This window comes from Steroidobacter sp., from assembly GCF_016790065.1.
Classification (GTDB): domain Bacteria; phylum Pseudomonadota; class Gammaproteobacteria; order Steroidobacterales; family Steroidobacteraceae; genus Steroidobacter.
Window position 1 is genome coordinate 1 of the sequence record NZ_JAEUPY010000194.1, and the last position, 19,039, is coordinate 19,039.

A 19,039-nucleotide genomic window follows, 5' to 3' on the forward strand; every position below is an offset into this window, starting at 1 on the left:
AACCGCGGCGTCGCGTTACGCATTCCCGCCAGCACCGCCGAGAATCGCCGCATCGAACACCGCGTCGCCGGCGCTGACGCCAATCCTTATCTTTTAACTGCCGCCGTGCTTGCTGGCATCCACCACGGTTTAGAACGCCGCCTCGACCCCGGCTCGCCTATTGTCGGCAACGCCTACCGCGACGCTGTCACGACCTTGCCTGTCACCTGGCCCGAAGCCGCTTTGAAGTTTGAAGCCAGCAATGTGATGCGCGAGTACCTCGGCGAGAAATTCCATCAGTTGTACGTAACTACTCGCCGCGGCGAATTACAAGCGTTCGAGTCGCACGTCAGCCCGCTCGAATATCTGTGGTACGCGCGGACGTGCTGATCAGGGGGTGGGTCTTCCTGTCGGCGCATCGCTCCAAAACCACTGCGCCTCTAATGCTCTCTCTCGAGGCCACACTTCATTAAGTGTATTCGCGTCATAAAGCCGCCCATTCTTCATCACGAAACTCAGCGAGCGCGTATTCGCGATATCAGCCAGCGGATCTCGATCCAAAATCAACAAATCAGCAAACTTCCCAGCCTCGATACTCCCCAACTCCGACGCACGCCCAATCACCTCACTCGACCCAATCGTCGCCGCGCGCAATACCTCAATCGGCTTGGCCCCGCCGGAGGCGTAAGCCTCGAGTTCCCAGTGATACCCAACGCCTTGCATCTCTCCGTGACTGCCCATCCCCACCAACCCACCTGCTCTTTGCACCGCTAAAGCATCCGTCGCGAACGAAGGATAACCCTGCTCCGCCGTCCACTTCTGCGTCCGATTCTTGACATCGACAACAGCCGTCGGCACGAACCGCAGCACCTTCTTATCCGACAGCGGAAGATGCCGAATGCTCATATCCAACAGCGCCGGCTTCGCCCCATACAACACACTGATGGTCGGCGTATAAGCAATCCGACTCTGAGCAAACAACTGAATCACATCCTGATGGAGCGGCGAAACAGGCAGCGCATGCTCGTTCCCCGCAAACCCATCCAACGCATGGGTGAGATTCAAGCGCAAATCAGAAGCCCCTTCAGTAGTCGGCATCATGCCCAGCGCGGCAGCGCCTTGAATCATGAACTGCCGCTCCTTCCGTCCGCCCACCATGTACGACTTGATGTTCCGCGTGCGGTAGTAATCTCGATAGCGCGTGAGCACGTTCCGAGCGTCCGCCTCAGAATTGATATCGCTGTTGACGAACACACCAGGGCCCGTCGAATAAGCCCGTGGGCCCAGCATCAAACCGGCATCGATCATGTCCTGATAGCCGAACACATCGACGGTGAACGGTTGCACATCGAGCCCGGAGGTCACGCCATAAGCCAGATTTGCCAGGAACGGCCACTGATTCGGCTCCAAGATGTCGCGACGAATCTCCGCCCAATGAGCATGCGTATCGACGAAGCCCGGCACGATGAATTTGCCAGCAACGTCTCGCACAACCGCGCCTTTAGGCACATCGACACTGCCTTGCGCGCCAACGCCGACGATCTTGTTGTTCACCACCACGACATCGGCATTGGAAAGCACCTCATCGCCACGCATGGTGATGACAGTCGCTCCACGCAACACGACGGCACCTTCCGGCACATCGCGCTTGACCTCAACCGTGGCATCGAAACGTTGAGCCGTCTTCTCAGCGTTCGCCACCTCGTTCAACGGAACGCGTCGAAACGACGCACCCACCGACCAAGTGATGGTGCGACCCGCATCAGCCCAAGCGAAGTAATCAGCACCGACTGCAGTGAGCTTCACGACCTGCGTGTTGGCTGCTTTCAAATGCACGACCGGCGGCTCAGCGCCTGTCGCTGGCGGCACAGACACGAGATACAGCTGCGACGCCGCCCGCGCCAACGCCCAGCGACCGTCAGGACTCAAGCGCACTTCATCAGCCGGCCACGGCGCATCGACATACTGCGAAGGATGACGCGAGACGATGCCGACAACCGGGCGCGGCTCTGAAGAAGGTTCATCGAGTCGCAGCGACTTCACGCCTTCCGGCGTAAAGAAACGAATCAAATTCGGCTCGCTACCCAAATCCAGGAATCGCGCACCGAAGGCATGCGCGACGAGCTGCGCATCGCCACCCGCTGCAGGCAACCGAATGATGTCCGTTGCACGACTCGGATCGATCTCCGTCCGCGCACGCAAGCGGTCGTAATGGCTGGCGCGTAACGCCACGACACTCTTGCCGTCCGCAGTAAACACCGGCTCGGTGTAGAACGCAGACTCCTTGGTCAATTGTTTGCGAGCACCTCGGCTGCTGGCCGGCATACTCCAAACCTGTCCGCCTTCGTTGGCACTCCACGTCACGAACGCGATGCTTCGACCATCGGCAGACCACGACGGCTGATAGCCAGCTCCCAACGCCCGCGGCTTGGCATTCGTTTGCAGGTCGAGCCAATAAATTTGCCCCAGTGCCGAGAACACAATGGAGCGACCATCAGGCGACTGCCGCGGCCGTTGAATCACTCGCACACGCACCGGCCCCGTTTCTTCGCGCTGCTCGACGCGCGTCTGCGGCCCGATATCGAGTTGAACCTGGGCAGTGAAAGGAATATCGATCAGCGCCTGATTCGCCAACTGGAGCCGTTTGAGCTTGCCGCCGACACTGAGAATGAGCGCGCGGTCATCAGCGGTGAAGCTGTAACGCGGCAACAGATTGGCGTAGTAACCGCCATCGTGGCCGTCATGGTCGATGGGATATGACAACCATCGATCGTCGCCCGAACTCAGCTCACGGATACGCAGCCCCGTCTGGTTCAAGTATCGACTGGCATACACCATTCGCCGACCGTCATGCGACAGCGCCGGTTGCATGGCCTCGCCGAGCGAGTTGATGATTTCCTCATCCTTGCCAGTGCGCAGGTCGCGGCGAGTGATCGACCACTGCGGCGGCTCCTTGTCCGACCAGGTCGTGCCGATCTTGGATGCGAAATACAGATAGCGCCCATCAGGCGCAACCACCGCACCCAACACGTTGCGACGATTGTCGAAGTCTTCCGCTCCTGACGGCCGCGCCTGGGTCACCTGCGTACCCGAGCCACCGTCCTTGTTGAACATGAACACTTCGAACGCCAGCGTCGCATGCACCATGCGCGAGGCGTACACATAACTGCCGTCCGGCGACCAGCTCGGCGAAGTCCAGACCACGGCGCCATCGTCTTGCGAAAGCTGGCGCGGGTCGCTGCCGTCCACGTTCGCGATCCAAAGATTGTTGGCACCGGAGCGGTCGCTGATGAATGCGAACTGCTTGCCGTCGGGCGAGAACACGGGATTGGCGTCGAACGCCGGCCCGCTCAGCAGCGGGCGCGCCTGGCCGCCGGTACTGGCGAGGGCATAGATGTCGCCCAGCAGATCGAACAGAATGGTCTTGCCGTCAGGCGCCAGATCCGGCGCCAGCCAGGTGCCCTGGTCAGTCTCGAAAGCGATGTGGCGCGTCGGCATCAGCGGCAACGCCCCGACGGCCGTGGCGCTCAGCGAAACGAATGCAGCCACGAGAGCCCGGTTGATCATGCGGTTCGATCCCCGTGTTCGATCCCAGTGAATGACGATCAGTCCCTTAGGAAGACGCAGAGTTGCGCAAAACCGTAAGCCCCCCTAGTTTGTTCACCGGTAAGTCGCCCCAGCGGAGCTAAGCATTTGACGAGCGACCAGACTCGAGCAGCCTCCTATTACGCAGCCTCGGCCAATCCTGCGCCCGAGCATCCACCCCTGCGCGGCGACATCACAGCGGACGTTTGCGTCGTCGGTGGCGGTCTCGCAGGCTGTTCGACCGCGCTCGACCTCGCCGAACGAGGCTACAAAGTCGTGCTGCTCGAAGGTCAGCACGTCGGTTGGGGCGCCTCCGGCCGCAGTGGCGGTCAAGCCATCACCGGCTTCGCCAGCGGCCAACACAAACTGGTCAATCAGGTCGGCGCCGAGAATGCCCGACGCATGTGGGACATTTCGCTGGAAGGCGTGCGCCTGATCCGCGACCGGGTGGCCAAGCACAACATCGATTGCGACCTGCACTGGGGCCAGATGCATGTGGCCATCAAACCTCGCCAACGCGACACGTTGCTGGAAGAACAACGCGAAGCCGAACAAACCTACGGCTATCGCGACCTGCGCTTTTTGGAACGTGAGCAAGTGCAAGCGCTGCTGGAAACCGAACGCTACAGCGCCGGGTTATACGACGCCGGCAGCGGACATTTACATCCGTTGAATTACACGCTGGGCGTAGCTGCAGCGGCCCGCGCAGCCGGCGTCAGCATCTATGAACGTTCCCAAGTAACGAATATCAGCTACGACCAGCCTGCGGTCATCAGCACGGCTGGCGGCAAAGTGCGAGCGAAGTTTGTCGTGCTTTGTTGTAACGCTTACTTGAACTCCCTCGTGCCGTCGCTGCGTTCACGCATCATGCCGGTGGGTACATATATTGTCGCCACCGAGTCGCTCGGCGAAGCACGGATGCAACGCCTGATGCGCGAGAACATCGCCGTCACCGATATCAACTTCGTCCTCGATTATTTCCGACGCTCGGCCGACCATCGGCTGCTGTTCGGCGGCCGTGTGAGCTATTCGGGCCTGGATGCGTTCAACACCGCCACCGCCACCCGTAAACGAATGTTGAAAGTCTTCCCGCAGCTGTCGGACGTGCAGGTGGAGTACGCCTGGGGCGGCTACGTGGACATCACAATGAGCCGGGCCCCCGACTTCGGCCGGCTCGCCCCGCACATCTATTATTTGCAGGGATTCTCCGGGCACGGCATCGCCCTCACCGGCGTGGCCGGGCGACTCGCGGCCGAAGCCATCGCCGGCCAGGCCGAGCGCTTCGATCTGTTCACCCGGCTCAAACACCGGAATTTCCCCGGCGGCGAGCTGTTGAGAATGCCGGCACTGGTGCTGGCCATGCTCTGGTATCGGGCGCGCGATCTACTCTAGACGCCCCGCCGGAACTTCCTCCTCGGCACGCGCATTCACGATTAGCGCTCGGTCTGTTGGCCGGGCGCCCCGCCGAACGCCTTGAACATAGTCTGGCCCGCCTCCGGCGGCACTGGCTCTTATAAGTGCGCCCATGACCCAGACGACGACCGACAGCTCCACCACGACCTCCAGCAGCGCCGACGCCGGCCCCATCGTCGAGCCCGTCAAAACCCGGACCAGTATCTTGCTGGTCGACGATCAGCCCGCCCGCCTGCTCACCTACGAAGCCATCCTCGGCGACATGGACCTCGAATGCGTGCGCGCCCTGTCCGGCCGGGATGCACTCAAGCATCTGCTGGTGAAGGACTTCGCACTGATCCTGCTCGACGTCAACATGCCTGGGATGGACGGGTTCGAGACGGCACGGACCATCCGCGAACATCCGCGCTGGGAACGCACTCCCATCATATTCGTCACCGGCGTCAACATCTCGGAGCTGGATCAGCTCAAGGGCTACGAGGTCGGGGCGATCGACTACATCTCGGTGCCGGTGGTGCCCGAGATCCTGCGCTCCAAGGTGGCGATACTGGTGGAGCTGCATCAGCGACGCCGCGGTTTGGAAACATTGAACAGCTCGCTGACTCAAGCTCGGGCCGAGCTGGAGACGCGCCATGCGAGCGCCATCGCCGAACGCGACGCGCAGCTCAAAGCGATTTTCGAACACCCCACCGAACTGTTCGTGGTCATGCAGGCGGTACGAGACGCGAACGGCAAGATCGTCGACTGGTCGTATCGAGACGCCAACGCCAATACGCTACAACTGCTGAAACTGACTCGCAGCGAACTGCTCGGGCGACAGCTCAGCGATCTATTCGCCCCCGAACGTGCCAGCCGCCTCTCTGCAAACTGCGCGCAGGTGCTCGAGTCGCGCGAGGTCGTGCGTTACGAGAGCGAGTTTTACGGCAAGGACTTCCTAGTCACGATGTTCGCCATGGGCGAGCAATGCGTGGTTGCTTCGGGCACCAACGTCACCGAACGCAAACGCGCCGAAGCAGCACTCAGACAAAGCGAGGCTCGCTTCCGAGAAGCCAGCGAGCGCAAGGACGAATTTCTGGCGATGCTGAGTCACGAACTTCGCAATCCCGCGGCCGCCATCGGCAACGCCGCGCAGGCATTGTCCCGGCTCATCAAGAGCAACGAAACCGAACAAGCACTGGTGGGCATCGTGGATCGCCAGATTCGGCACCTGGGCCGTTTGCTGGACGATCTGCTCGATGTCGCTCGACTCACTCAAGGACGGATCGAGATCAATCGCGAACGGCTGGCGCTGCAGTCGTGCATCGAAGCCGCCATCGAAACCGCACAGCCGCTGATTCAAGAGAAGCGCCATCGGCTGAAGCTCAGCATCTGGCCGGAGCCGTTGTGCGTCGACGCCGATAAAGTGCGGCTTTGTCAGTGCATCGCGAATCTGCTCACCAACGCAGCCAAGTACACCGAACCCGGCGGCGACATCCACGTGCGCGCTTTTGCGGAAGAGAATTTTGCCGCATTGGAAATCATCGATACCGGCGTGGGCATGCCCGAAGAATTGATTCCGCGCGTCTTCGAATTGTTCGTGCAAGGCGAGCGGCCGTTGGATCGCTCGCAAGGCGGTTTGGGTGTGGGCCTCGCCGTGTGCCGCCTGCTGATGGAAATGCAAGGCGGCAGCATCGCAGCGAGCAGCGCCGGCATCGGCAAGGGCTCGACATTCTCATTGCGTCTGCCACTGGTCGAGTCGAATGTCGACACTGCAGCGAGCGGCATTCCAGGCAACGGCAGCTCGGCGCGTATCTTGATCGTCGATGACAATCGCGATGCTGCCGATTCGCTGGCACTGTTGTTACAACTCGAAGAGCACGCCACGCTCACCGCGTATTCGAGCGCCGACGCATTGACCCACGCCGCGACGTTCGAACCGCATTTCGTCCTGCTGGATATCGGCTTGCCGGAAATGGATGGCTATGAAGTGGCGCGACGCTTGAAGGCCATCGTGCCCAAAGCTCGGCTGATTGCGATTTCCGGCTACGGCTTGGCGGGCGACAAACAACGCTCGGCCGAATCGGGGTTCGAAGCCCACTTGGTGAAACCGGTGAGCTTGGACGACATCCAGTCTGTGTTCGTGGATCTGACTGGCTGAGTCGGAATTTTTAGTCGCCGCGGTACTCGCAACCGCTGGTGCAGGTCTCGTGAATCACGACCTTGTCCAACAGCGGCAATACCGCCTTGGTCTGCTGCCACACCCAGCGCGCCAGATTCTCGCTGGTGGGATTCTCCAGCCCCTCGATCTCGTTCAGATAATGATGATCGAGCCGGTCATAAATGGGCTGAAACTCACGCTTCACATCGGCGAAATCCATCACCCAGCCGGTGCTCGCATCCACTTCGCCCCGCAGGTGCAGTTCGATACGAAACGAATGACCGTGCAGGCGTGCGCACTTGTGGCCGGCCGGAACGTTCGGCAGCCGATGCGCAGCTTCGATGGTAAAGACGCGGAAAATATTCATATGTGAAAAGGCGCCGCAAGCGGCGCCTTTTTTAATCTTACTTCAGCCGCGATCAGGCAGCTTTGCGACGGCGCGAGCTGGACACGCAGCTGCACGTGCCACAGGTGCAACGAATGCCGGTGCAATCGCTGCAAACACCGAAATCCACCGAGCCGTAATGACGACGGCACTGTTCGCAGTACGGCTTGCGACGGCCGGTGCGGGCGGTCCGATAAGAGCCCACGGCTTCGGCGCTCTGGCTGGCAGCGTCGCCGGTGCAAGCGTTCAAATCCTTGCTGACGATGCCCCGCATGAAAGTGCTGGAGGTCATCGAGCCGACCTTGAACAAGCGCATCTGCTCACGGGCCAAACCCATCTGCGCCACGGGGTCATAAATGACCACGCCCAGCTTGGGATGAAAATGAACCTGGAACGGATCGCCGCTCATAACAATCACTTCACGGAATCGAAAGGGGGAGGTTTGGCGTGTAACGCGCCCGCAATTGTGCTGCAACGGACCTGTCATAGCAATGCGCCCGCCCCCTATTCGGCGGTTTTTTGCGCGGAAAACTGCAGCCTTCACCATTTTGGCGCAGCAGCTTCCGCGTTTCGCGAAGGCTCAGTGGCTATTCACACCACCAAAGTGAGCGACTTTCGTTCAGTACCAGTGTTTTTACCGAGCCGCTTTACCAGCAGAATTTTCAGTAACTCCTGCACGCTCGCTGCCTTGCGCGCGCAGCCGTAAGACATAACAAGCATGAATGCGCGGACTGCGCTCGAAGTCGCGAGGCAGCGTGCGGCGGCCGATATCTTCGATGTCGAATGCTGCGAGTCCGTCGCGATCCAGCCGGAAACGCGTGAAATTGTTGGAGAACACGATGCTGCCGCCGGGCGCCAGTAGCTGTGCAGCAAGCGTCAACAGCTCGACGTGATCGCGCTGGACATCGAAATCCTGATCCATCCTTTTGGAGCGGGAATGGGTAGGGGGATCGATGAACATCAAGTCCCAGCGTCGCGCGTTATCGCGCTGGTCACGCAACCAGGCCAGGCAATCCTCTTGCACGAAGCCGTGTTGCGGCCCGGCCAGATTGTTGAGCGCCAAGTTGCGCTTGGCCCAATCCAAATAGGTTCGTGACATATCGACGGTTGTTGACGAGGCCGCACCACCCCCGGCCGCATGCACCGTCGCGGTGCCGGTATAAGCAAACAGATTCAAAAACCGTTTGTCCCGCGCCATCTCGCCGACCATACGACGCGTCAGGCGATGATCCAGAAACAAGCCCGTGTCCAGATAGTCGGTGAAGTTCACCGCGAACCGATACGGCTGCTCGCGAACGATGTGATATTCGCGCTCGTTATCCAGCTTCTCGTATTGCGCGCCGTCTTTCTGCTGGCGACGCTCGCGAATAAAGATTCGCTCGTCGGCCAGGCCCAGCTCGTGCGGGATGACCGCCAAGGCTTCGTCTCGGCGTTGCCGCGCGGCTTTGGGATCGATGGTTCTGGGCGGCGCGTACTCTTGCACCACCACCCAACGCTCGCCGTCGCCATTGCTGTATTGATCGATGGCGAACGCATATTCGGGCATGTCGGCATCGTAGACCCGGTAGCAATCCACGTCGTCACGTCGCGCCCAGGTCTGCATGTTCTTGATGTTCTTGGCCAAGCGATTGGCGAACATTTTCGCACCGGGCCGTTCGCGCAACGCGGCCGCATCCGGCGGCGGCTTGCGTTCACCGATGTAATCGCCAGGAGCAACGTCGAAGCGCAACAGCCGACATTCGATACGACCGTTGAACAATGTGTGCGTGCGACGCGCATTGATGCCGATGGCTTTCGCCAAAGGCGGATTGCCGGTTAGCACCGCGGCCTTCCAGCCTTCGAATTGTTCGCGCAGCTTGGCACCGAACGTTTGATACAAAGCCTGCAGTTGCTCTTGATCGCCGATACGCTCGCCGTAGGGAGGATTCGCGACCACCAGACCGGACGTAGCGCCGCTCTCTCGGGCCAGTTGTTCCAAATCGCGGCGCTCGATATGCACAAAGCCACGCAGCTTGGCCCGCTCGACGTTTTCTATCGCTGCACGAACCGCCTGCGCGTCGGTGTCGTAGCCTCGCAAGGTAATTCGCTTCGACGCAGTCGCCTCGCGACGGGCGCGAGCTTCCTCGATCAGCCCATCCCACAGCGCTCGGTCGTGACCGCGCCAACCGATGAAGCCGAAGTAACTGCGTAGCAACCCAGGCGCGATATCCAGCGCCATCATTGCTGCTTCGATAGGCAGCGTGCCGGAGCCGCACATGGGATCGATCAGCTCGCCACCGGCTTCGGCAATCGCCGGCCAGCCACAGCGAAGCAGCACAGCGGCGGCGAGATTCTCTTTCAGTGGCGCCGCGACGCCTCGCGCGCGATAAGCACGTCGATGCAGGCTATCGCCAGAAAGATCCAGGCTGACGGTGGCGCGATCCCGATCGAGCCGCACGTCGATACGAACGTCCGGTTGATCGAGCTGCACCGAAGGCCGCTCGCCAGTGCGCTCACGAAACTGATCGACGATGGCATCTTTGGTCTTGAGTGCGCCGAAGTGAGTGTGCGTGATGCCGCTCGACGCTCCGCCGAAATCGATGGCCAACGTGCCGTTGGGATTCAAGTGCTCTTGCCAGTCGATGCTGGAGATGCCCTCGTACAGTTGCTCCTGAGTCGCCGCCGGAAACACTCCCAGCGGTAACAACACACGACTCGCGGTACGCGACCACAAGCAAGCGCGATAAGCGACTTCCAGCGTGCCCTCGGCCTGCACGCCGAGTTTGAATTCACGGGTTTGGGACGCGCCGCAGTTACGCAGCTCAGCAGCCGTCAGATCCGCAACGCCCGGCGGACAAGAAACAAAGATTTGCATGAGAACTCGACTTATCGTGCGCGCTGTTGGCCGTCGAGCGTCAGGATGGGCCCGTACAACTCCGGCCGGCGATCGCGGAACACGCCCCAGCTATTGCGGTAGTTCCGAATCCAATCCAGATCGAAGGTCGCGGTCAGCACCGCTTCACTGTCGCGCGCTGCCTGTTTGACGATGGCGCCGGTTTGATCGGCGATGAATGACGAGCCGTAGTAAGTGACTTTCCAACGCTCGCCTTGCTCGGTGCCGACCCGATTGGAGGCCACCAGCGGCATGATGTTAGAAGCGGCATGGCCCTGCATCGCGCGTTGCCAATGATCGCGCGAATCGATGCTCAAATCCTGCGGCTCCGAACCGATGGCGGTGGGATAAAACAAAATCTCCGCCCCCTGCACCGCCATCGCGCGCGCCGACTCAGGGAACCACTGGTCCCAGCAAATCGCTACGCCGATGGTGCCGAAGCGCGTCGGCCACACTTTGAAGCCGGTGTCGCCGGGCGAAAAATAAAACTTCTCGTGATAGCCCGGGCTCTCCGGGATGTGAGCCTTGCGATAGGTGCCGAGCAAGGAGCCGTCGGCATCGATGATGGCCACCGAGTTATAGAACGCATTGCCGGCGCGCTCGTACACGCTGCACGGAAGCACCACATTCAGTTCGCGCGCCAAATCCTGAAAGCGACGCACGGCAGGATTTTCCGCGATGGGCATGGCCACCGAGAAACACTGCGGGTTGTGCTCTTTGCAAAAGTACGGCGTCTCGAACAACTCCTGAATCAGGATGATGTTCGCGCCTTGCTTGGCTGACTCGCGCACCAAGCGCTCGGCGGTGGCGAGATTGGTGACACGATCCAGCGTGCTGGCGAATTGAGTGGCGGCAACAGTGGTCTTCATGACGGCTTCGAGACGTAAAAGAGTTCAGAAAGTCGGCGGCGTGCAAGCACTGACCAGTTCGCAGGGCTCATCGCCGACGTTGCGGAACCGGTGCGGGACCGCGCTGGCGAAATAGTACGCGTCTCCGGGCCCGAGCACTCTGCTTTGACCACCTACGGTCAATTCCAGGCGGCCGGCCACGATGATGCCGCCTTCCTCGCCCTTGTGGCTGAGCATGTCATCGCCGGTGTCGGCGTTGGGCCGATAACGCTCGTACATGATAGTCATGGCGCGATTCGGCCGCTTCGCCGCCACCAGCTGCAACGATACGTCGCGGTCGCCGATATCGGTGAGCTCGTCCTGGGGGTAAAAAACCTGCGGAGTTTCCTGCAAATCCAGCGTGAAAAAGTCGGCCAGCGACATGGGCACGCCGTCCAGCACCTTTTTCAGCGAACTCACCGACGGGCTGACCCGATTCTGCTCGATCAGCGAAATGGTGCCGTTTGTGACCCCGGCGCGCTTGGCCAGTTCCCGCTGCGACAGCCCGTACATGATCCGGACCGCCTTCAGATGACCGCCGACATCGATACTCATCGCTACGCCCCGACCTGCTCAACAAGGTAGGCGTTTAGAATAATAGACGACCGCTATCGGCAGCTAGCGTTTTCTCGCTGTTTCTGCCAATAAATTTGAGCTGCGCGTTGATTTTTCTTATCATCGCCACGCTTTGTTTCAATACCCAAGCGACTCAGGCGGTATCCAATGTCCTCGGCCCTCACGCGCGATTCTCTGGAAGCTTTTTGGATGCCCTTCACCGCCAATCGAAAATTCAAAGACCAGCCGCGCTTGCTGGCCCGTGCCGAAGGAATGCATTACTGGACACCCGACGGCCGGAAAGTACTCGACGGCTGCGCGGGTCTGTGGTGCGTAAATGCGGGACATGGGCGCAAAGAGATCACCGCTGCCGTGGCCGAGCAGATGGCCACCATGGACTACGCGCCCACCTTTCAAATGGGCCATCCGTTCGGCTTCGAACTGGCCAATCGGTTAGTGAAACTGGCGCCCGGCGATCTGGATCACGTGTTCTTCACCAACTCCGGCTCGGAGTCGGTGGACACGGCGCTGAAAATTGCGCTGGCTTACCACCGCGTCAAAGGCGAGGCCTCGCGCCAGCGCCTCATCGGCCGCGAAAAGGGGTATCACGGCGTCGGCTTCGGCGGCATATCCGTCGGCGGCTTGTCGAACAACCGTAAATACTTCGGCTCGATGCTGCCGGGCGTGGATCATCTGCGCCACACACTGGACCTCGAGCACAACGCCTTCACTCGCGGCCTGCCCGAGTGGGGCACGCATCTCGCCGACGATCTGGAGCGCCTGGTCGGTTTGCATGATGGTTCGACCATCGCCGCCGTGATCGTCGAGCCGATCGCCTGCTCCGCGGGCGTCATCCTGCCGACGCGCGATTACTTGCAGAAGCTGCGCGCGATTTGTGACAAGCACGGCATTCTGTTGATCTTCGATGAAGTCATCACCGGCTTCGGTCGCTTGGGAACGCCGTTCGGCGCGCAGTACTTCGACGTGATCCCCGACATCATCACCACGGCGAAGGGTCTCACCAACGGCGCGATCCCGATGGGTGCCGTGTTCGTGCGCAAACATATCTACGACGCGTTCATGAAAGGGCCCGACGGCATCGAGTTCTTCCACGGCTACACCTACTCGGCACATCCGGCTGCGTGCGCCGCCGGCATCGCGACTCAAGAAATCTATGAGCGCGAAGGCCTGTTGACGCGCGCTGCCGAGCTCGCCCCGAAGTGGGAAGACGCGGTGTATTCATTGCGCTCGTCGCCGAACGTCATCGACATTCGCAACCTGGGCTTGGTTGCCGGCATCGAGTTGCAATCGCGCGCCGGCGCGGTCGGTGCACGCGCTTTTGAAGCGATGGTGAAGGGCTTCGAGCAAGGCATTTTGGTTCGCGTCACCGGCGACACCATCGCGCTGTCGCCACCGCTGGTTATTTCGCCGGCGCAGATCGACGAACTGGTAACGCGACTTGCCGAAGTATTGAAGACGATTAAGTAGGTAACTACCTACGGCGAGGCCTTCGGAGCGGCATTGGCGTGCGACGTCGGCCGCTCAAGATGGGATGCATCGCTCAGTTTAGAAATCACCTCATGGATAGTCGTACCCGTGCTCCGCAGACTCCCGTTCTGCTTGCAGTAAATCATCGCGACGTCCAGAAACTAACGTGGATTACATTCGATCGACCAGCGCTCCGAGCCGGAGGCCCGCAGCAGCGCGAGCCCGACTGGCCGCGCTCGACGTGTTTTCCTCGTGGAGCATCTCTGCGCGGCTGATGATCGCGTTCGCCAGCGTTGCGGTGTTGGCTGCCGCCGCGAACTTCATCGTTGAGCGCAGTGTGTCGATCGTTACTGGCCCGACTGTGGCGGCGCCTCTTTCGCCGGCGCCCGAGCAGGCGAACCCAGTCGCGACAGTCGAGCCTAGAGTCGAAGAGGACCGCTCGCTGATAGTGGCGACGGTCGAACCCGAAATCGAAGCAGACCGCTCGCTGGTCGCCTGGCTCAGCGTCGTCGTGCTGGCGCTGCTGCTGTGGATCTCCATCGCAACCGTGCGCAGCGTAGTACGCCCGGTGCGTCAGCTCATCGATGCTTCCAAGAGGATCGCCGCCGGCGACCCCAACGCTCGCGTAGCACGGGGCGGCATCAAAGAACTGGACTCGCTGGCCGTCGCCTTCAATGACATGGCCGAGCGCCTGACCAAGGCACAGGTGACTGCTCTCGACGTGCATCACCAGCTCGAAGACAAAGTCGCCGAACGCACTCGCCAGCTGCAAGAACTGGCCGAGCTGGATCCACTCACCGGCCTGCCGAATCGCCGCCACCTCTTCACCCTGCTCAATTCGAGCCTGGAACGAGCCGCAAAGGAACAGCGTCGTGTCGGCGTCCTGTTCCTGGACGTCGATAACTTCAAGAACATCAACGACAGCATCGGCCACTCGTTCGGCGACCGCGTGCTCCGCGGAATCGCGCAACGACTGCAAACCGCCGTCGAACCGCTCGGCTTCGCAGCTCGCCTCGGCGGCGACGAGTTCACCATCGTTTGTGAAGGCGTCACCACCGTAGAAGACATCGCCGCCGCCGGCGAGAAAATCATTCGCGCGTTCCAATCTCCCATCGACATCGATGGCCGGGACCTGATCATCGGAGTGAGCGTCGGCGCGAGCGTGTATCCAGATCACGAGCAGAACGCCGAAGCATTGCTGATCGCCGCGGACACGGCGCTGTTCAACGCGAAGTCACTGGGCCGCGGCCGAGTCAGCGTATTCGCGCCGGAACTGCTGGCCGGCGCTGCGAACAAATTCCGCATCGAGCAGGACCTACGCCGCGCTATCGAGCGCAACGAATTCGAGCTGTTCTTCCAGCCCGAAGTCAGCGTCGATGACTTGCAGACCCAACTGGTCGAAGCACTGATCCGCTGGCGCACGCCGGACGGCCGTTACATACCACCCGGCGAATTCCTGAGCGTGGCCGAAGAGTCCGGCTTGATCGTAGAGATCAGCGATTGGGTCTTGCGTACCGCCATTCGCGCAGCCGCGCGCTGGCACCGTGGAGCTTGGCCGAACGCACGAGTCGCCATCAACGTGTCGCCGCGACAGCTACTCGACTATCGCTTCGTCGACCGCGTGCGCGAGCTGCTAACCGAATTCGAGTTGCCGCCTCACTGTATCGAGATCGAGTTGACCGAGTCGGTGCTGCAAACCGGACCGGCCACCATCGAACAACTGCATCGCCTGCGCACGCTCGGCATCGCCATTGCGCTCGACGACTTCGGCACGGGCTATTCGTCATTGTCGTCGCTCGAACGCTTGCCGTTGACGCGCGTGAAGCTCGACCGCAGCTTGATCGAAAGCATCGACACCAACGTGCGCTCGCGCTCCATCGTTCGCGCCATCATCGATATGTGCGAGGGCCTGTGCTTGCAGGTCACGGCCGAAGGCCTGGAGCGCGCCGAGCAATTCGAACGCTTCCTCGGCTGCAAGAATCTTTCGCTGCAGGGCTATTTGTTGTCGCGCCCGGTGGCGATGGATCAAGTATTCACCGCATCAGCGAGCGCCGCGCAGCGCGCTCAGGAACTGGTGTTGCTATCCAAACCGAACGCAGTCGCGGCCGTGATCAAACAATTGCCGCTGTCGCCGCATCGTTCTGTGAGCGCCTGAAATAAAAAGGCCCCGCATCTTTCGATGCGAGGCCTTCTGTTTCAACTCGTGGATGAGTTAGAAACCGCGACTCACTTGCCCCAAGGGAACGTGGTGGCAACCGTGAAGATCACGCGACCTTCATTGTTGAACACGTCACTGCGCACCACGGCGCTGGTGTCGGTGTCCACATACTTGAGCGCGAGATTGAAGTTGCCGACGGTGTAGCCCACGCCGAGCGAGTAGTCGAGCGACTCATCGCCGACGTCATCCCAGTAGTCGCCCCAGCTGTAACCGACGTGCGCCAGAATCGAGAAATTCTGCGGCAGCGGGAACGTGCCATTGGCTTCCAGGTAGAAGGCTGGTGTGTCGCCGGAAGTGGCGTCACCGCCGAAATCGTTCGAGTACCACAGCTTGCCCTTGAACCAGTCCTTGGCGATGCTGCCGTAGGCTTCGATGTAGTTGAAGTCGCTCTCGTCCGGATAAGCGTAGTACACCACGCCCACGTCGTAGCCCAGGCCGCCTTCGCTCTCGCCGGAGAAGCCGGTGTACAGGTCGACTTCCAGATCCACATCGGCGTCGCCGAAGTCGACGTTGCTACCCCAGGCACCGACATACCAGCCGCTGTCCGCGGCGTAGTCGACACTACCTTGGATGGCAGGATCCTTGGCCGATTGCGAGTTGCCGCGGAAGTCGTAGTCGTTGGTCAAAGTCCAGGTCGATGTCACGCCGGCATTGGCCACGGTCGCTGCCCCGAGCAATCCAACTGCAGCCAGAATCCTCAAATGACGCATAGGTCTCCCCTTTGTGGTGAGAAAGAAACATGCCGCCCTCGGCATGTGGTATGAGTTTACTTTAATTTGCCAGATTTCCGCGGTTTTGCGGCAAAAAAGCCACAGCCGCCCCTAGGAAGTCATAATGCAGCAAGCATGCCAAGGCATTCAGCCTAGCAATGGCGCGCATGGGCTCGTGCTCAGCGATGGCGCAGACCGCGCTACCCGCCCTACGGTAGGGCATACCCTACGATGGTTGCACTAAGCCGGCTCGTAAATCACATACAGCTTGGCGGTGGGCTCCAACACCTCCCACACCCCATTAAATCCGGCAGGAATGACAAAAGAAGCGCCGGCAGAAAAGGTCCAGCCGCGACCCGATTCGTGTTCGATGCGCACGCGACCGCGCGTGATGTAGCAGAACTCGTTTTCCGAGTAACGCACGCGCCATTTGCCAGTGGTGCTCTCCCAAACGCCGGCGAAAAAGCGCCCCGTGCTATCGCTGAAATAGTTACGCGCAACGTGTTCGGGATTGCCGGAGAGCAGCCGCTCCGCAGGCACTTTGGAGTGCGTGGTCTCGGGCGTCGTCTCGCCGAAGTCCACGATCAAGGCACTGGCTACTTCGGACATTACGATACTCGCTAAGCACATCTGGAGGAGCTCGACTGTAGAAGGTGACGGCGGGGATGGCTACTGCAAATGCCGTTAAGAAAAAAAAGCGGCCGGGAGCTCTTGCTCCCGACCGCCCGAGTCACGCGAGTTCACTCGTTACGCGCCACAGCAGACGTGGCTGTGGGTCGAATCGCCAGACTTACGCGACGCTCCCACGCGTAGGCTTCGAGATCGCCTTTCGGCGCAGTGGTCAGATCCGAACCGTGCGCCGATAGCGTGATCTGCTCCGGCGCAGCGCCACCGCGAATCAACGCCTCTCGCACAGCGTTCGCACGCTCCAACGACAGCTCGAGATTCTTCTCCGACTTACCGCGCGGATCGGCGAAGCCATGCAACTGCACTTCCAACTGACCATGCAGCGCCAGCAACTTGCCGAGGTCCTCCAGCTTGCTGACCACGTCGGCTTCCATCGTCGCGTCGTTAGTACGGAACATCACATCCGCATGCAGACGCTCCGCCAGCGCATCGAGCATTTCATCGCCACCGGTGCGCTCACTGGCTTTCGCCAACGCGATGCGCGTGTCGATCAATTCTTGCTCGAGCTTCTGCGACTGCTGTTCCACTTGCTTGGCGTGCAACTGCGCCCGCGAGGCTGTGCCGACGCTGTCGCCGAGAATGCCGCCGAACATCAAGCCCACCGCCGCGCCGATCGGGCCACCGACAATGGCGCCCGCCGCCGCGCCGCTGAACATGCCGACGCCTTCTTCCTTGGTGAGTTTGTTCTTTTCGCCTGCGTGGGCCGCACCTGTGCTCATCGCGAGGGCCACCGCCGTAATCAACGCCTTCTTGAACATAGTCGCACTCCTCATCGAACCCCCGTCGTTGCTCCCCTTGCGGGAGGCGGGTGACGTTTGCCCGTGAGTGCCATTCAAGACCCGGAAGCGGACACAATCCGCGGCGTGCTGTGGCAGGCCGCGGAAGGAATGTGGCGAATTGTGACGGGGCGTTAGAGAGCGCTACACAGATGGCCGCCGTCGACCACCAGCGTCGTGCCGGTCATGTAGCTGGAGGCGTCGGAGGCGAGCAGTAACAACGGACCTTCCAATTCCACCATGTCGCCGAGACGACGCGTCGGCATGCGCTTGATCATCGCGATGCCGCCTTCGGTATCGAAGAAGTCTTTGTTGATGTCGGTGGAGAAATAGCCCGGCGCGATGCCGTTCACGCGGATTTTGTATCGCGCCAGTTCGAGCGCCATCGATTTCGTCAGCTGTGTGAGCGCTGCCTTGGATGCCGCGTAGGGCGCGACGTGCCCCGCTTGCCTGAAGCTCAGAATCGATTCGATGTTGATGATGCTGCCGCCCTTGCCGTCCGCCTTCATGCGACGCGCGACTTCAGTCGCGACCAGGAACGCACCTTTCAAATTCACATCGACGACCGCATCGAAATCTTGTTCGGATTGTTCCAACAGCGCCTTGCCGACGGACACCCCCGAGTTATTGACCAGCACGTCGATACGACCCAGCGTTTCGCCGATCGCTTGCACCGCCTGTTTGACCGACGCGCTATCGAGCACATCGAGCTTGACCGTCGCAGCCACACCGCCTGCCGCTCTGATCTCAGCAGCAATCGACTCCAGCGCATCCACCCTGCGCGCCGCCAACCCCACCTTCGCCCCTTCGCTCGCCAACACACGTGCGAAGTGCGCCCCGAAACCACTCGACGCACCGGTGATCAACACCACCTTGCCGTGCACGGAAAACCGCTGATTGCCGCTCATGAACCGTCCCCCATTTATCGGGACGGACTGTAGCAAACCGAGCTTGCGGAAAAGCCCCCCAGGCAACCGCGCCGAGGTGGCGGTGGCGAGACTCACGGCAGGCCAATTCGCAGCTAATTGCGCGTTGAAGCCGGCATTTTCGCGCCCGGACGTGGAATTCCCGAGCTTTGTCTTGACACCCCGGACCGCCCCCGGGAGAATCGCCGCCCCCACCCCTCCGGGGGCTTCGGGCAACGGCTTGGAAAGGTAGCTCAGCCGGTTAGAGCACGGCACTCATAATGCCGGGGTCGAGGGTTCGAGTCCCTCCCTTTCCACCAATAAAAACAATAATTTAGCTTCTCCAGTACTGCCTCTTGGCACGCAAACCGAGCAGGGCAGAAATGGTGCCGGGGTTGGGTTGACCGTCGCGTTGTCTGTTCCTGTGCGCCATCCCTGGCTT

General features: G+C 60.8%; 14 protein-coding genes, 1 tRNA gene and 1 pseudogene. 6 read left to right on the forward strand and 10 right to left on the reverse strand.

All coding sequences use genetic code 11. The features are described 5' to 3' along the window. Positions 1-369 (forward strand): annotated as a pseudogene (locus JNL55_RS08355) (glutamine synthetase); the annotation flags it as partial. Here the strand turns inward: JNL55_RS08355 and JNL55_RS08360 are convergent. Beyond that, positions 370-3,528 carry an amidohydrolase family protein gene (locus JNL55_RS08360; RefSeq protein ID WP_293851901.1) on the reverse strand — a complete coding sequence of 1,053 codons (3,159 nt, stop codon included), beginning with the start codon at positions 3,526-3,528 and terminating at the stop codon, positions 370-372. A gap of 144 nt (positions 3,529-3,672) precedes the next feature. Here JNL55_RS08360 and JNL55_RS08365 point away from each other — a divergent pair, with 144 nt between their 5' ends. Beyond that, entirely contained in the window at positions 3,673-4,956 is a 1,284-nt protein-coding gene (locus JNL55_RS08365) for an NAD(P)/FAD-dependent oxidoreductase (protein WP_293851904.1), read from the forward strand. 133 nt (positions 4,957-5,089) lie between these two features. Continuing rightward, positions 5,090-7,114, forward strand: a complete 2,025-nt coding sequence (locus JNL55_RS08370) for a response regulator (RefSeq protein ID WP_293851907.1) — start codon at positions 5,090-5,092, stop codon at positions 7,112-7,114. 10 nt (positions 7,115-7,124) lie between these two features. On the opposite strand, the gene queD is transcribed toward JNL55_RS08370, so the two are convergent. The 5 genes from queD to JNL55_RS08395 all read right to left on the reverse strand — a co-directional run bounded on the left by queD (position 7,125) and on the right by JNL55_RS08395 (position 11,813). Further along, positions 7,125-7,481 carry a 6-carboxytetrahydropterin synthase QueD gene (gene queD / locus JNL55_RS08375; protein WP_293851910.1) on the reverse strand — a complete coding sequence of 119 codons (357 nt, stop codon included), beginning with the start codon at positions 7,479-7,481 and terminating at the stop codon, positions 7,125-7,127. Positions 7,482-7,533: 52 nt separating this feature from the next. After that, positions 7,534-7,908 carry a hypothetical protein gene (locus JNL55_RS08380; protein ID WP_293851913.1) on the reverse strand — a complete coding sequence of 125 codons (375 nt, stop codon included), beginning with the start codon at positions 7,906-7,908 and terminating at the stop codon, positions 7,534-7,536. A 225-nt stretch (positions 7,909-8,133) separates the two neighbouring features. After that, positions 8,134-10,353: a bifunctional 23S rRNA (guanine(2069)-N(7))-methyltransferase RlmK/23S rRNA (guanine(2445)-N(2))-methyltransferase RlmL gene (gene rlmKL / locus JNL55_RS08385; protein ID WP_293851916.1), complete on the reverse strand. Its 2,220-nt coding sequence runs from the start codon at positions 10,351-10,353 to the stop codon at positions 8,134-8,136. An 11-nt stretch (positions 10,354-10,364) separates the two neighbouring features. Beyond that, positions 10,365-11,240 (reverse strand): N-carbamoylputrescine amidase, encoded by an 876-nt coding sequence (gene aguB / locus JNL55_RS08390; RefSeq protein ID WP_293851919.1) that lies wholly within the window; start codon positions 11,238-11,240, stop codon positions 10,365-10,367. 24 nt (positions 11,241-11,264) lie between these two features. Further along, complete coding sequence (locus JNL55_RS08395; RefSeq protein ID WP_293851922.1) at positions 11,265-11,813, reverse strand: cupin domain-containing protein; 549 nt, start codon at positions 11,811-11,813, stop codon at positions 11,265-11,267. Between the two features lie 168 nt (positions 11,814-11,981). Here JNL55_RS08395 and JNL55_RS08400 point away from each other — a divergent pair, with 168 nt between their 5' ends. Beyond that, positions 11,982-13,301, forward strand: a complete 1,320-nt coding sequence (locus tag JNL55_RS08400; RefSeq protein WP_293851925.1) for an aspartate aminotransferase family protein — start codon at positions 11,982-11,984, stop codon at positions 13,299-13,301. 166 nt (positions 13,302-13,467) lie between these two features. Then, positions 13,468-15,456, forward strand: a complete 1,989-nt coding sequence (locus tag JNL55_RS08405) for a putative bifunctional diguanylate cyclase/phosphodiesterase (protein WP_293851928.1) — start codon at positions 13,468-13,470, stop codon at positions 15,454-15,456. Positions 15,457-15,527: 71 nt separating this feature from the next. Here JNL55_RS08405 and JNL55_RS08410 read toward each other — a convergent pair whose 3' ends face one another. The 4 genes from JNL55_RS08410 to JNL55_RS08425 form a co-directional block, all read right to left on the reverse strand. Next, the gene (locus JNL55_RS08410; RefSeq protein ID WP_293851931.1) at positions 15,528-16,229 is read right to left on the reverse strand and encodes a TorF family putative porin; all 702 of its coding nucleotides are present in this window, start codon (positions 16,227-16,229) and stop codon (positions 15,528-15,530) included. A 240-nt stretch (positions 16,230-16,469) separates the two neighbouring features. Then, positions 16,470-16,838: a cupin domain-containing protein gene (locus tag JNL55_RS08415; protein ID WP_293851933.1), complete on the reverse strand. Its 369-nt coding sequence runs from the start codon at positions 16,836-16,838 to the stop codon at positions 16,470-16,472. Between the two features lie 131 nt (positions 16,839-16,969). Beyond that, positions 16,970-17,689 carry an OmpA family protein gene (locus JNL55_RS08420; RefSeq protein WP_293851936.1) on the reverse strand — a complete coding sequence of 240 codons (720 nt, stop codon included), beginning with the start codon at positions 17,687-17,689 and terminating at the stop codon, positions 16,970-16,972. 137 nt (positions 17,690-17,826) lie between these two features. Next, positions 17,827-18,600: an SDR family NAD(P)-dependent oxidoreductase gene (locus tag JNL55_RS08425; protein WP_293851939.1), complete on the reverse strand. Its 774-nt coding sequence runs from the start codon at positions 18,598-18,600 to the stop codon at positions 17,827-17,829. A 240-nt stretch (positions 18,601-18,840) separates the two neighbouring features. Here JNL55_RS08425 and JNL55_RS08430 point away from each other — a divergent pair. Beyond that, a tRNA-Met gene (locus tag JNL55_RS08430) sits at positions 18,841-18,917 on the forward strand. Positions 18,918-19,039: the final 122 nt, after the last annotated feature.